At 60.2% G+C, this 13,101-nt stretch carries 13 protein-coding genes and 1 pseudogene; 9 read left to right on the forward strand and 5 right to left on the reverse strand.

What is annotated here, in order from left to right:
* Positions 1-6: 6 nt before the first annotated feature.
* From Q8M42_RS09965 to argH, 3 genes are all read right to left on the reverse strand, one after another.
* On the reverse strand, positions 7-486 hold the full coding sequence (locus Q8M42_RS09965) for a GNAT family N-acetyltransferase (RefSeq protein ID WP_304863452.1): 480 nt from the start codon (positions 484-486) through the stop codon (positions 7-9).
* 114 nt (positions 487-600) lie between these two features.
* Positions 601-1,566, reverse strand: a complete 966-nt coding sequence (locus Q8M42_RS09970; protein WP_304863450.1) for a hypothetical protein — start codon at positions 1,564-1,566, stop codon at positions 601-603.
* Between the two features lie 59 nt (positions 1,567-1,625).
* A complete protein-coding gene (gene argH / locus Q8M42_RS09975; protein ID WP_304863447.1) occupies positions 1,626-3,023 on the reverse strand; it encodes an argininosuccinate lyase in 1,398 nt (465 codons plus the stop codon).
* A 253-nt stretch (positions 3,024-3,276) separates the two neighbouring features.
* Here argH and Q8M42_RS09980 point away from each other — a divergent pair, with 253 nt between their 5' ends.
* The 8 genes and pseudogenes from Q8M42_RS09980 (at position 3,277) to rsd (ending at position 10,754) form a co-directional block, all read left to right on the forward strand.
* The gene (locus Q8M42_RS09980; protein WP_304863445.1) at positions 3,277-4,359 is read left to right on the forward strand and encodes a sensor histidine kinase; all 1,083 of its coding nucleotides are present in this window, start codon (positions 3,277-3,279) and stop codon (positions 4,357-4,359) included.
* On the forward strand, positions 4,356-5,102 hold the full coding sequence (locus tag Q8M42_RS09985) for a LytTR family DNA-binding domain-containing protein (protein WP_304863443.1): 747 nt from the start codon (positions 4,356-4,358) through the stop codon (positions 5,100-5,102). The genes Q8M42_RS09980 and Q8M42_RS09985 overlap by 4 nt, the downstream gene beginning before the upstream one ends.
* 237 nt (positions 5,103-5,339) lie before the next feature.
* Entirely contained in the window at positions 5,340-6,278 is a 939-nt protein-coding gene (gene hemC / locus Q8M42_RS09990) for a hydroxymethylbilane synthase (RefSeq protein ID WP_304863441.1), read from the forward strand.
* A pseudogene (locus tag Q8M42_RS09995) lies at positions 6,275-7,030 on the forward strand (uroporphyrinogen-III synthase); the annotation flags it as partial. The gene hemC and the pseudogene Q8M42_RS09995, both read left to right, overlap by 4 nt.
* A 33-nt stretch (positions 7,031-7,063) precedes the next feature.
* Positions 7,064-8,272 carry a uroporphyrinogen-III C-methyltransferase gene (locus tag Q8M42_RS10000; RefSeq protein WP_370692676.1) on the forward strand — a complete coding sequence of 403 codons (1,209 nt, stop codon included), beginning with the start codon at positions 7,064-7,066 and terminating at the stop codon, positions 8,270-8,272.
* Positions 8,269-9,519 carry a heme biosynthesis HemY N-terminal domain-containing protein gene (locus Q8M42_RS10005; RefSeq protein ID WP_304863439.1) on the forward strand — a complete coding sequence of 417 codons (1,251 nt, stop codon included), beginning with the start codon at positions 8,269-8,271 and terminating at the stop codon, positions 9,517-9,519. The genes Q8M42_RS10000 and Q8M42_RS10005 overlap by 4 nt, the downstream gene beginning before the upstream one ends.
* A 23-nt stretch (positions 9,520-9,542) precedes the next feature.
* Complete coding sequence (locus Q8M42_RS10010; RefSeq protein ID WP_304863436.1) at positions 9,543-10,085, forward strand: DUF3833 domain-containing protein; 543 nt, start codon at positions 9,543-9,545, stop codon at positions 10,083-10,085.
* Positions 10,086-10,280: 195 nt separating this feature from the next.
* On the forward strand, positions 10,281-10,754 hold the full coding sequence (gene rsd / locus Q8M42_RS10015) for a sigma D regulator (protein WP_275962112.1): 474 nt from the start codon (positions 10,281-10,283) through the stop codon (positions 10,752-10,754).
* Positions 10,755-10,766: 12 nt separating this feature from the next.
* Here the strand turns inward: rsd and Q8M42_RS10020 are convergent, their stop codons facing one another.
* Positions 10,767-11,411, reverse strand: a complete 645-nt coding sequence (locus Q8M42_RS10020; protein ID WP_304863433.1) for an FKBP-type peptidyl-prolyl cis-trans isomerase — start codon at positions 11,409-11,411, stop codon at positions 10,767-10,769.
* 125 nt (positions 11,412-11,536) lie between these two features.
* Here Q8M42_RS10020 and Q8M42_RS10025 point away from each other — a divergent pair, with 125 nt between their 5' ends.
* Complete coding sequence (locus Q8M42_RS10025; protein ID WP_304863431.1) at positions 11,537-12,376, forward strand: AlgP family protein; 840 nt, start codon at positions 11,537-11,539, stop codon at positions 12,374-12,376.
* Here Q8M42_RS10025 and Q8M42_RS10030 read toward each other — a convergent pair.
* Positions 12,373-12,837 carry a TIGR02444 family protein gene (locus tag Q8M42_RS10030; protein WP_304863429.1) on the reverse strand — a complete coding sequence of 155 codons (465 nt, stop codon included), beginning with the start codon at positions 12,835-12,837 and terminating at the stop codon, positions 12,373-12,375. The two genes, Q8M42_RS10025 and Q8M42_RS10030, sit on opposite strands and share 4 nt — an antisense overlap.
* Positions 12,838-13,101: the final 264 nt, after the last annotated feature.

A 13,101-nucleotide genomic window follows, 5' to 3' on the forward strand; every position in this document is an offset into this window, starting at 1 on the left:
GCTGCTTCAGCCTTGGGCAAAATCCAGCAAGGCTTGGCCGGTCAGGCGGTAGGTGGTCCATTCGTCCTGCGGGCGGGCGCCGAACGACTGGTAGAAATCAATGGCTGGCTGGTTCCAGTCCAGCACGGCCCACTCGAAACGGCCACAGCCTTTGGCCACGGCCAGCTGCGCGAGGTGACGCAGCAGGGCTTTGCCCGCGCCCACGCCGCGCTTTTCCGGGCTGACGTAGAGGTCTTCAAGGTACAGCCCGTGCTTGCCCAGCCAGGTCGAGTAATTGAAAAAGTACACGGCATAGCCAATCGGCTGGCCGTCATGCTCACAGATCAGCGCACGGGTGCTGCTCTCTGGGCCGAACAGGCTCGTCTCGATCCCAGCTACGTCGGTCTTCACCTCATGCTCGGCTTTCTCGTAGATCGCCAGGTCGGTGATAAAGCGCAGGATCAGGGCGGCGTCTTTGGCGGTTGCGGGGCGGATATTCAGGGACATGAAAAGTCTCATAGAAAGTGTTGGTTCAACCTTTGAGGTATATCAGCGTAATTAATTATGAGGTTGTCAAGTAAGTAAAGAGGGAAGTGCCTGCTTTGTAGGTTGCTAAGCCTTTCAAATATTTTGGTCTGGAAATATTTCAGTGATAGTAATGATCTCGCCATTATTATTTATGTAATGAGGCTGCGTTTTAATTTTCGCTGGCTTGTCAGAAATAAAAAACAAAATTGACTCTTTGGGGTTTGATGCTGCGGCATACTTGAGTGCTTGTTTTATTGCCGCGTCACGTAACTTCCCTCTAACAGAAGATGATTTTATTTCAATTGTGATGGTGGTGGATAGTGTGCTGTCTAGTGCGATCATTAGGTCGGGATTAATAGTGGCTCCCGTGTGTGTCGCTATTTGGCAGTTTGTAGAAATAAAAAGTGACGGATCGTTTTCTCTTAAGAACTGAGCAAGCGCCTCGGTGTATATGTCTTCTGTTAGTGCTACTTCCGCTGGCTTTATGTCTGGTTTCTTTGATTGTGAAAATGCGGCTATTAAAGAAATTATTTTTTCTTGAAATGGTAGGTTTGAGTAATCGGGGTGTTCTTCAGTCCAAGTTTTGATGCGGAGGGTTTTGTTATCTAGACTTGAGGGCAGATTTTTGTGGACAATAATTTGGTCAATAAGAATGGTTGCGAATGCTGATACAGATATTATCGCAAGAACGGCTTCTTGCTCGCTGAAGAATAGCTCATGTTCATGAGTGGAGGGGTTTCGCCAGTCTGTTCTATACCGCTTCATTAAGTCGACGACCCGAGGTCTCAGTAGGTTGTTGCTCTCAAGGTGTTTTTCGATGTCGATTAGGTTTTTATTTGTTGGGTTTTTGGTTGTTATTATTCGATAAGCTTCTTTGAGGCAGCCTTCGTAAACATGGTTTGTTCTGTAGATCACATCAGTGAAGCAGGCAGGTTTCTCTCGCCCAAGTTGAAGCAGTTGTTCTGCTTGCTCAAGGTGTTGGATTACTGCAGATAAACCCACGCGCTCACTTTCGTCTAAGCGTGAATGCTTTTCCTTTATTTCTGCTAGAAGATCCATTTGTGTAAGTCTGCTTTAGGTGGGCAGCCAGCTGAACTGGCAGCCCTGTACTCGTATTTTTAAGAGCGCTCGCTCAATAGCAATTTTCCGCGTTTGACAGCCGCACGCACCTGATTCGGTGCGGTGCCGCCGATATGATCGCGGGCGTTGACCGAGCCTTCCAGGGTCAGCACGGCAAACACGTCTTGCTCGATCTGCTCGCTGAACTGGCGCAGTTCGTCCAGGCTCATCTCGGCCAGATCCTTGCCGGACTCGACGCCGTATTTCACCGCATGACCGACGATTTCGTGGCAATCGCGGAACGGCAGGCCCTTGCGCACCAGGTAGTCGGCCAGGTCAGTGGCGGTGGAGAAGCCGCGCAGCGCCGCTTCACGCATGATGGCGTGCTTGGGCTTGATCGCCGGGATCATGTCGGCAAAGGCGCGCAGTGAGTCACGCAGGGTGTCGGCGGCGTCGAACAGCGGCTCTTTGTCTTCCTGGTTGTCCTTGTTGTAGGCCAGCGGCTGGCCTTTCATCAGGGTCAGCAGGCCCATCAGCGCGCCGAATACCCGGCCAGTCTTGCCACGTACCAGCTCGGGTACGTCGGGGTTTTTCTTCTGCGGCATGATCGAGCTGCCCGTGCAGAAGCGATCCGGCAGGTCGATAAACTGGAACTGCGCGCTGGTCCACAGCACCAGCTCTTCGGAGAAACGCGACAGGTGCATCATGGCAATCGAGGCGGCGGCGCAGAATTCGATGGCGAAATCGCGATCCGACACGCCATCCAGCGAGTTGCCGCCAACGGCGTCGAAACCGAGCAACTGAGCAGTGACTTCGCGCTGAATCGGGTAAGTCGTGCCGGCCAGCGCCGCCGAGCCCAGCGGCATGCGGTTGGTGCGCTTGCGGCAATCCACCAAACGCTCGTAATCGCGACTAAGCATCTCGAACCAGGCCAGCAGGTGGTGGCCGAAGGTTACTGGCTGCGCAGTTTGCAGATGGGTGAAGCCGGGCATGATGGTTTCCGCCTCACGCTCGGCCTGTTCCAGCAGGCCCTGCTGCAGGCGGGTGATTTCGGCGAGGATCAGGTCGATCTCGTCGCGCAGCCACAGGCGGATATCGGTAGCCACCTGATCGTTACGGCTACGCCCGGTATGCAGCTTCTTGCCGGTGACGCCGATGCGGTCGGTCAGGCGTGCTTCGATGTTCATGTGCACGTCTTCCAGATCGACGCGCCAGTCGAACTGGCCGGCTTCGATCTCGCTCTGAATCTGCGTCAGGCCGGCGATGATGCTATCGCGCTCAGCGTCTGTCAGAACGCCGACCTTGGCCAGCATGGTGGCGTGGGCGATGGAGCCCATGATGTCGTGGCGATACAGGCGCTTGTCGAATTCGACGGAGGCGGTAAAGCGGGCAACAAAGGCATCGACTGGCTCGCTGAAGCGGCCGCCCCAGGATTGGTTGGTTTTTTCAGTGCTCATGGGCTTCGCTCGGCTGGTGCGCTAAACAGGCTGGCCGCGCTGGGGCGGCCGGCAAGACGGAAAAGTGCGCCGATAATAACAGGCTGGCCGGTAAATTCGCCGCGTCGCGTTGTCGGCGGTCACAGCTAGGCTGCAGTAGAGCAATGTTGCGCCGTTCACAGTTTTAGCGTGGCGGGCGCATTTCGGTGCTTTATTTTGCCCGGTCGCAGCTGTCTATCTTGCTGCTGGCGCGGCTCACGCGGAAACTGCGGCGATGAAAATAAAAAGCGCTTTATCAGAAAAACAACCACCACTGGTCGATGACTTCTTTGTGCCCGAGCTTTGCCAGCCAGAAGCCCTGCTGAGCATGGTGCTGCTGGCCGAGTTGCTGGTGCTGGTGCTGGTGTTGTCCGAGCCGATGCTGCCGGGCTTCGATTGGGTGCGCCTGGCGCTGACTTCACTGTTTGTGCAGTGGATCGTGCTGCTCTCGGCCGCCGTGCTGTGCCGCCTGCGCCCGTTGATGGCGCGCATGCCCGCAGCCACGGCCGGCGCCCTGTGCTGCGTGATTGTGGTTACCTTGAGCCTGATCTGTACCGCCGTGGCGGATTACTACGAGCTGGGCGGACCACTGCCGCGCACCGGCGAGGTCAATCTGTACCTGCGCCATGCCTTGATCAGCCTCATCATGTCGGCGCTGCTGCTGCGCTATTTCTACCTGCAGAGCCAATGGCGCAAGCAGGAGCAGGCCGAGCTGCGCGCGCGTATCGAATCGCTGCAGGCGCGGATTCGTCCGCACTTTCTGTTCAACAGTTTGAACAGTATCGCCAGCCTGGTGGTGATCGACCCGTACAAGGCCGAGCAGGCGGTGCTGGACCTCTCCGATCTGTTCCGCGCTAGCCTGGCCAAGCCCGGCAGCCTGGTGCCCTGGCGCGAGGAGCTGGAGCTGGCACAACGATATTTGTCGATTGAGCGCTATCGGCTCGGCGAGCGTCTACAGTTGCAGTGGGAGATCGTCGATGTGCCGGACGATTTACCAATTCCACAATTGACGCTGCAGCCCTTACTGGAAAACGCCTTGATCTACGGCATTGCGCCGCGTATCGAGGGCGGTTTGGTGCGGGTCGAGGCGAGTTATCACGAGGGGGTATTCCAGCTGTGCGTGAGCAATCCATACGAACAACTAGGCGAGCAGCCGCCATCACGCGGCACGCATCAGGCGCTGACCAATATCGATGCGCGGCTGGTGGCACTTTTCGGGCCGCGGGCCAGTCTCAGCGTAGAGCGCCGTGACGGACGCCACTTCACTTGTCTACGCTATCCTTGTGCGAGACCCAAGCAGGAAGCCCGTGCATTATGAATGTCCTGATTGTCGATGATGAACCCCTGGCCCGTGAGCGCCTGAGCCGCATGGTGGGCGAACTCGATGGCTATCGCGTGCTTGAACCCGCAGCCTGCAATGGCGAGGAGGCCCTGAGCCTGATCGACAGCCTGAAGCCGGATGTGGTCTTGCTGGATATCCGCATGCCCGGCCTGGATGGCCTGCAGGTGGCGGCCAGGCTGTGTGAGCGCGAAGCGCCGCCAGCCGTGATTTTCTGTACCGCCCATGATGAATTTGCCCTGGAAGCCTTTCAGGTCAGCGCCGTGGGTTATCTGGTCAAGCCGGTGCGCGCGGAAAGCCTTAGCGAAGCGCTGAAGAAAGCCGAGCGGCCTAACCGCGTACAACTGGCCGCCCTGACCCGTCCGGCGGTAGACAGCGGTGGCGGACCACGCAGTCATATCAGTGCCCGAACCCGTAAAGGCATCGAGCTGATTCCGCTGGATCAGGTGATTTACTTTATTGCCGACCACAAATACGTGACCCTGCGTCACGCGGGCGGCGAAGTGCTGCTGGATGAGCCGCTGAAAGCCCTGGAAGACGAATTTGGTGATCGCTTTGTACGTATCCACCGCAATGCTCTGGTGGCCCGTGAACGTATCGAGCGCCTGCAACGCACGCCGCTTGGGCATTTTCAGCTGTTCCTCAAGGGCATGAACGAGGAAGCGCTGATTGTCAGCCGCCGGCATGTTGCCGGGGTGCGCAAGTTGATGCACAACCTTTAGCGTTCTGGCTGGATCTGCTGCGCGTCGGCGATCCTGCGTTGGAAACAGGCCGGGACGCGGCGTCTCGGAATGCTCATTTACAACAGTAAACTCCGCTTCCTCGCCTGTTTCCGCCTTGTCTCACTCTAGCTCGCGAGATCCGATACTGGTTGCTAAGGAGCTTTAGCAGCTAGGGTCGCAGGCCTGATGCGGGCCAGCCTGTTATTATCCCCGGCAGTTCGTTTTCTGGAATTGCCCATGTCTCGCGAAATCCGCATCGCCACCCGTAAAAGTGCCCTGGCCCTGTGGCAGGCCGAACACGTCAAAGCCCGTCTGGAGCAGGCGCACCCTGGCCTCAAGGTCAGCCTGGTGCCCATGGTCAGCCGTGGCGACAAACTGCTCGACGCGCCGCTGGCGAAGATTGGCGGCAAGGGTCTGTTCGTCAAAGAGCTGGAAACCGCGATGCTGGAAAATCAGGCCGACATCGCCGTGCATTCGATGAAGGATGTGCCGATGGACTTCCCCCAAGGCCTGGGTCTGTACTGCATCTGCGAGCGCGAAGACCCGCGCGATGCTTTCGTTTCCAACACCTACACCAGCCTCGACGCGTTGCCGGCTGGCAGTGTGGTCGGCACCTCCAGCCTGCGCCGTCAGGCCCAGCTGCTGGCGCGTCGTCCGGATCTAAAAATCCAGTTTCTGCGTGGCAACGTCAATACCCGTTTGGCCAAGCTGGATGCCGGCGAGTACGACGCCATCATCCTCGCCGCTGCCGGGCTGATTCGCTTGGGCTTTGCAGAGCGTATTCGTTCTTCGATCAGCGCTGAAGACAGCTTGCCCGCTGGCGGTCAGGGCGCGGTGGGCATCGAATGCCGCACGGCTGACAGCGAAATCCACGCCCTGCTGGCGCCTCTGCATCACCGTGATACCGCGCTGCGGGTGACCGCCGAGCGCGCGTTGAACAAGCACCTGAATGGCGGCTGCCAAGTGCCGATTGCCTGCTACGCGGTGCTCGAAGGCGAGCAGCTGTGGTTGCGCGGGCTGGTCGGTCAGCCGGATGGCGGTTTGCTGCTGCGGGCGGAAAGCCGTGCTCCGCTAGCGCAAGCCGAGCAACTCGGTGTGCAGGTGGCTGAAGCGCTGCTGGCCCAGGGCGCTGCGGCTATTTTGCAAGCCGTCTATGGCGAGGCCGCCGCCGAGTGAGTGGTTGGCGTTTGCTGCTGACGCGACCGGCCCAGGAGTCGGCCGCGCTGGCGGCAACCTTGGCTGGGCAGGGCATCTATAGCAGTAGCTTGCCGTTGTTGGCCATTGAGGCGCTGAGCGAGAGTACCGAACAACGCGCCACGCTGGCCGATCTGCCCCGCTACAGCGCGGTGATCGTGGTGAGCAAACCGGCGGCGCGGTTGGGGCTCGATCTGCTGGATCGATATCAACTGCCAGTGCCTGCAGAGCAGCCCTGGTTCAGCGTCGGTGCGGCCACGGCGCAGATTCTTCGTGAACACGGCCTGCAGGTGCATTACCCCGAACAGGCCGATGACAGCGAGGCGCTGCTCGCCCTGCCACAGTTGCAGCAGGCACTGACGGCCGCTACCAATCCGCAGGTATTGATCCTGCGTGGCGAGGGTGGCCGAGAGTTACTGGCCGAGCGCTTGCGCGGCCAAGGCGTGCAGGTGGACTATCTGCCACTGTATCGCCGGGTGCTGCCGGATTACCCGTCCGCGGCGCTGATCGAGCGGGTTCAGTCTGAACGCCTGAACGCTCTGGTGGTCAGCAGTGGGCAGGGCTTTGTGCATTTGCGCGAGCTTGCCGCTGACGCCTGGGCCGAACTGGCCCGGCTACCCTTGTTTGTACCCAGCCCGCGAGTTGCCGAGATGGCCCGTGCGGCGGGTGCACAATTTGTTGTGGACTGCCGTGGTGCGAGTGCCGCGGCGTTGCTGGCAGCCTTGCAGGCGCAACCTGCCCCGATCTCTGACGCAAAGGATGGATACGTGAGCGAAGCAACTACCCCGAAAGAGCAAGCCCCGCAGGGTCACGAGGTGAAACAACAGCAGCCGGCGCCGCTGGATACCGCCGCTGCGAAGCCGGTTACGCCAGCACCTGCTGTGGGCAAGCCGGCCTCGCGTGGCAACGGCCTGGCGCTGCTGGCCTTGTTGGTTGCGGCGGCCGGCGCTGGCGCCGGTGGTTGGGGGCTTTGGCAGTTGCAGGCGCTGGACGCTCGCGAGCAACAACAGTTGGGCCTGCTGCAGGAGGCGCGTAATGACGCGCAAAGTCTGGCGCAGACGGGCAAGAAATTAGAGGCGCGACTGGATGAGTTGCCAAGTGTCGCGGAGCTGGAAACCCGTCGCCGTCTGCTGACCCAGCTGCAGGGCGATCAGCAATTGCTCAATCAGCGCCTGGAAACCGTACTCGGTGCCAGTCGCCAGGATTGGCGCCTGGCCGAGGCTGAGCACCTGCTGCGGCTGGCCAGCCTGCGCCTGTCCGCGTTGCAGGACATCAACAGCGCCACTGCGCTGGTGCAGGCCGCCGATGAAATCCTCCATGAGCAGGATGATCCCGCCGCCTTCGCCGCCCGCGAGCAATTGGCCAAGAGCCTGCAAGCGCTGCGCTCCACCGCCAACCCGGATCGTACCGGGTTGTTTCTGCAACTCGGCGCATTGCGCGAGCAGGTGGCGCAACTCAATGCCCTGGCCCCGAGCTTCAGCGGCGAGGGTGGTGTGCTCAGCGAGCTGGCTGCTGAGGGTGTGATGGAGCCGCAGTGGTGGCAGCGTGCCCTGCAGACCTTGTCGGAATACTTCCGCATCGACTTCAACGCCGACCGTAATATCCGCCCGATGCTCGCCGGTCAGAGCCTGACCCAGGTGCGCCTGGCCCTCAGCCTGGCGCTGGAGCAGGCGCAATGGGGCGCCTTGCACGGCCAGACGGCGGTGTACCAGCAGGCCCTGCAACAGGCGCGTGAAGTGCTGGATGCGCACTTCGATGTGGACAATCCCAATAGCCGCGCTCTGCGCGCGCGCATTGATGAGCTGGCCGAGCGGCCGATCGCAGTGACGCCGCCGGACCTTAGTCCGACGCTGAATGCCGTGCAGGCCTATATCCAGGCCAAGCAGGCGGCGCGCAGCCAGCAGCAGGTCGAGGCTGAGCCCGCTGCTGCGACTGCCGATGATGTCGAGGCGCAACTGCAGGAGGAACTGCAATGAAGCGCCTCTACTGGTTGCTGCTGATTCTGGCGGTCGTTGCCGGCGTCGCCAGCCTGGTACTGTTCGGTCTGCCGCTGGCCGAACACAAGGGCTATGTGCTGATTGCCTTTCAGGGCTTTCGCTATGAATCCAGCCTGTGGGCCTTTGTCGCCCTGGTGTTGGTAGTTTGGCTGCTGATATATCTGCTGCGCTTGAGCGTCCGGCTACTGGTCACGTCCGGCGGCCTGCTCAATCCCTGGTCACGTCTGCACAGCCGCCGCCGCGTGCGGCTGGCGTCCGAACAGGGCTTTCTCGATCTCGCCGAAGGCCGCTGGGCGCGCGCCTTGCGTCATCTTAAACAGGCAGCCAGCAGCGCGCCGCAGCCCTTGAGCTATTACTTGGGCGCCGCACGCGCTGCGCATCAGCTGGGACATCACAGCGACAGCGATGACCTGCTGGAGCAGGCCCTCAACCGCCAGCCACAGGCGGAGCTGGCGATTGCCCTGCAGCATGCCGAGCTGCAACTGGCGCGCGGACAGACCGATGCCGCGCTGGATACCCTGCAAGCCATGCGTTCGCGTCATCCGCACCACCACTTGGTATTGCGTCAGCTGCAGCAGCTCTACCTGCAGTCGGGCGATTGGTCGGCGCTGCTTGGGCTGCTGCCAGATCTGCGCAAGGAAAAAGCCCTGGGTAATGCCGAGCTGAGCGAGCTTGAACGTCAGGCCTGGCGTGGGCGCTTGCTGCAGGCCGCTCAACCGGTTGACGGCGACGCGCAAGCGGCGCTGCTGGTGTTGCAGCAAGTCTGGCAGGCCATGTCGACAGTTCAGCATCAGGTGCCCGAGCTACTGACGGTGTATGCCGAACAACTGCGCCAGCTGGGTGCCGAAGCCGAGGCGGAAGAGCTGCTGCGGCATTTCTTGAAACAGCATTACGACACTGCCCTGGTGCGCCTCTACGGCTTGTTGCATGGGCGTGATCTGGGCAAGCAGTTGCAGGCGGCCGAGGGCTGGTTGAAGCAGCATCCACAGGATGCCGGCCTGTTGCTGACGTTGGGGCGGCTGTGTCTGCACAGCCAGCTTTGGGGTAAGGCCAAGGATTACCTGGAAAGCAGCCTGGCTTTTCAACGTCATCCGGAAACCTGCGCTGAGCTGGCGCGCCTGCTGGGGCAACAGGGCGAATTGGAGCGTAGCAACAGCCTGTATCAGGAAGGTCTGCGCCTGCTTGATGCGCGGTTGTGTACGCCGGTTTTGCCTGCAGCAATTTGATTTAACCGTTTATCGAGGTGCTTATGCGCACGCTGTTGATCTGCTGTCTGATGGCGCTGCTGGTGGGTTGCGCCGGCCCGCAGGTGAATGATTACGCCAGCGAGCAGCCGCGCCTGGAGCTGAGTGAGTACTTCAATGGCGAATTGCAGGCCTGGGGCATGTTCCAGAACCGCGCCGGCGAGGTGGTCAAACGCTTTCATGTGGCCATGACCGGCACCTGGGACGGCAATGTAGGCGTGCTCGACGAACGCTTTACCTACAGCGATGGCAGCACCGAACGACGCGTCTGGACGTTGAGGAAGCAGGCCGACGGCAGTTGGCGCGGCACTGCAGATGATGTGGTTGGTGAGGCGATTGGGCATGTTGCCGGCAACACCTTGAACTGGCGCTACAAGCTGCGGTTGAAGGTCGATGACTCAACCTATGTGGTTGATTTTGATGACTGGATGTTCCTGATGGATGGCCAGGTGATGCTCAATCGGGCGCGTATGTCGAAGTGGGGCATTGATCTTGGCCAGGTTACCCTGAGCTTTTATAAGCCGGTCGCGGCTGAGAGGGCCGAGTAGCTGTCGGTTAAACGCTTGTATGAAATTTTCTCCAGCGCTACCTTGAAGGCCTAGGCCTGCGGGAATAATCTGGCTCACAGATACCGCCGGAAAGTTGCCGTTTCGCGGCTGTCTTCCCAGACCTTGCATGGACTGACAAAAAACTGTCTCGTGCAGGCGAACAACACTAATAGCAATAGGGAAGTAGAGGTCATCATGCTCGAGAGTTGTCAGAACGCCCAGGAACGTTGGGGTGGGGTTCACCTGCTGATCGACCGCTGGCTGCAAGAGCGCAAGGAGCTGGTGCATGCGTATGCCGCCATCAACAGCTCACCGCAAGCGCCGAGCGCCAATGCCGAAGCCCTGCAGCGCTTTTGCGAAATCCTCGTCGATTACGTATCCGCTGGCCACTTTGAGGTCTACGAACAGCTGACCAGTGAAGCCAAGGCTTTTGGCGATCAGCGTGGTCTTGATCTGGCCAAGCAGATCTACCCACGTATCGAGGTGATCACCGAGGTGGCGCTGGCCTTCAACGACCGCTGCGACAATGGTGATTGCCATGATTCGGTATCGCTGCTCGATGAGCTGAAACGTCTCGGCCAGTTGCTGCACGAGCGTTTCGAGCTGGAGGACTGCCTGATCGAAGTCCTGCACAACGCCCATCAGGAGCAGGCCGCGCCGGCCCTCTGATGACCTGACGCGTTACTCCTTGGTGTCGAGCAATTCCAGCTCGAACACCAGGGGTGAGTAGGGTGGAATCAAATCCCCCGCACCTTCTTCGCCATATGCCTGAGCCGACGGAATCACCAAGCGCCACTGCGCGCCCACCGGCATCTGCTGCAGCGCACTGCGCCATCCGGCGATCACGCTATCCAGGCGAAACCACTGTGCAGTCTGACTTTCGTCGAACTGACTGCCATCCGCCAGAAAACCGATATAGCGCACCTGAATGCGATCCTTCGCGCCGGGTTTGCGGCCGCTGCCGGCACGCAGTTCCTGCATCAGCACGCCATCCTGTAATACCCGTACGCCAGCCTTGGCTTTCTCCGTGGCGAGAAAACGCTGCTCTGCTTTTTTGGCTTTTTCGATGCGTTCCGGGGCGTTGGCCAGCTGCGCTTCATGCTCGGCCAGCAGGCTTTCGATGCGCTTGGCATCCAGCGCCAGCGGCTCATTGCGGTAGGCCTGGCGCAGGCCATCGAGCAGCGCTTGCAGCTCAAGATCCGGCACCTCATCGCGCAGCCGCTCACCGAGTTTTACCCCCAGGCTATAAGCCAGGTCGTGGGAATGCTCGTGCGCTTGAGACAACGGGGTGAGCAGGCAAAGCAGTAGCAAGGCGAAACGTGGCATGGGTGTTCTCCGGCCTAAGGTGCGCCGATTATGCCAGCCAGGCTCGCAAGCTCAATGCGCGAGGTGGCAAGGCGGGCAACAGGAGGTCTAGTATGACGCCATCTTCATCCGCCAGGAGGCGCGTCATGTCGGCTACAAAGAATGCAAAGAAGAAATCAGTGAGTACCCCGCTGCACTTGTTGCAGCAACTTTCCAGCAGCCTGCTTGAGCATCTTGAAGATGCCTGCACCCGCGCTTTGGTTGATGCCGAGAAGCTGCTCGCCAAGCTGGAAAAGCAACGCGGCAAAGCCCAGGAAAAACTGCATAAAGCCCGCAGCAAAATGCAGGATGCAGCGGTCGCCGGCAAAGCCAAGGCTCAGGCCAAAGGTAAAGAGGCCGTGGCGGAACTGGAGCAACTGCTCGATACCCTGAAAGACCGTCAGAGCGAAACCCGCACATACATCGCCGGGCTCAAGCGTGATGCGCAGGAAAGCCTGAAACTGGCCCAGGGCGTTGGCAAGGTTAAAGAAGCCGTAAGCAAGGCGCTGGACAGCCGCTCGGCCAAGGCCGTTGCAGTTAAGCCTGCCGCAACTAAAGCCCCGGCCAAGCCAGCGGCTAAACCTGCTGCCAAAGCCCCGGCCAAGGCCGCCAGCAAAGCGCCAGCTGCTGCAAAACCTGCAGCCAAGGCACCCGCCAAACCTGCGGTGAAAAAACCAGTAGCGGCCAGTGCGGCTAAGCCGGCGGCGAGCAAGCCTGCTGCGCAGCCTGCCAAGGCAGCCGCAAAACCTGCAGTGAAAAAAGCGCCAGCCGCCAAACCCGCGGCGAAAGCCGTGGCCAAGCCTGTTGCGAAAAAACCAGCCGCCAAGCCTGCCGCTAAACCGCTTGCCGCTAAGCCAGCCGTTGCTAAAGCACCGGTTGCCGCAGCGCCTGCTGCACCTGCCGGCAGCAATGGCAGCAATGGCAGCACCCCGCCAAGCGCTGTTTAAGCGCTGAGTTGCGCCGCCGCGATGCGCAGCGTTTGCAGCGCATCGCGGTTGCCGGGCTGGGGCGTCAACCGTTCCAGCCAGTCCAGCGGCGCGTCTGCCGCGCTGTCTGACCAGTCTTGAGTGCACGCCGCCAGGCGTTCCAACTGCTCGCGCTCCGCCTCCAGTTCAAGCTGTTTGATCTGTTCACGTAACTGCTTCAGGGCATTATCGCTCTGCGCCTGCTCACGCCAGTTCTGCCGCAATTGGCGCAGCGGCATCACCACTTGTTGTTGCCAGGGTTGCGCGAGCGCGCGCAACGCTTCGGCGCGCTCATCGCAGTAGGCAATCTGCCGGCGTTCCAGCCAGGCGGCACACAGCAGCAGGCACACGTCCTCATCCTGCGTTTGCAGCAGCAGGCAGGCAACCTCGACGCCAGGTCGTTGATACAGTGCTTCGGCGAATCGCCACAGGTCAGTAGGCATGGTGCTTTCCGGGTTTCACTAGGGTCTGTGCCCGTTTCATTCACGGCCGCGCCGGAGCCTGTTTTTGCGCGAGGCAAGGCACGAGACACGACGTTTGGTTGTTCCAAATGAGTGTCGAGAAACGCAGTATCGCGCAAAAACAGGCCCGGCCCTTTGGGTTGCGCGGGAAATGGCCCCCGCTGTTGTTGCAGGACTTGGCAAGGGAATGACCATTACCTGCGTCCTGCGCCTAACCGGGGGCCATTTCTCGCGGCAACGCGGCTC

It is taken from the genome of Pseudomonas sp., from assembly GCF_030684895.1.
Taxonomy (GTDB): domain Bacteria; phylum Pseudomonadota; class Gammaproteobacteria; order Pseudomonadales; family Pseudomonadaceae; genus Aquipseudomonas.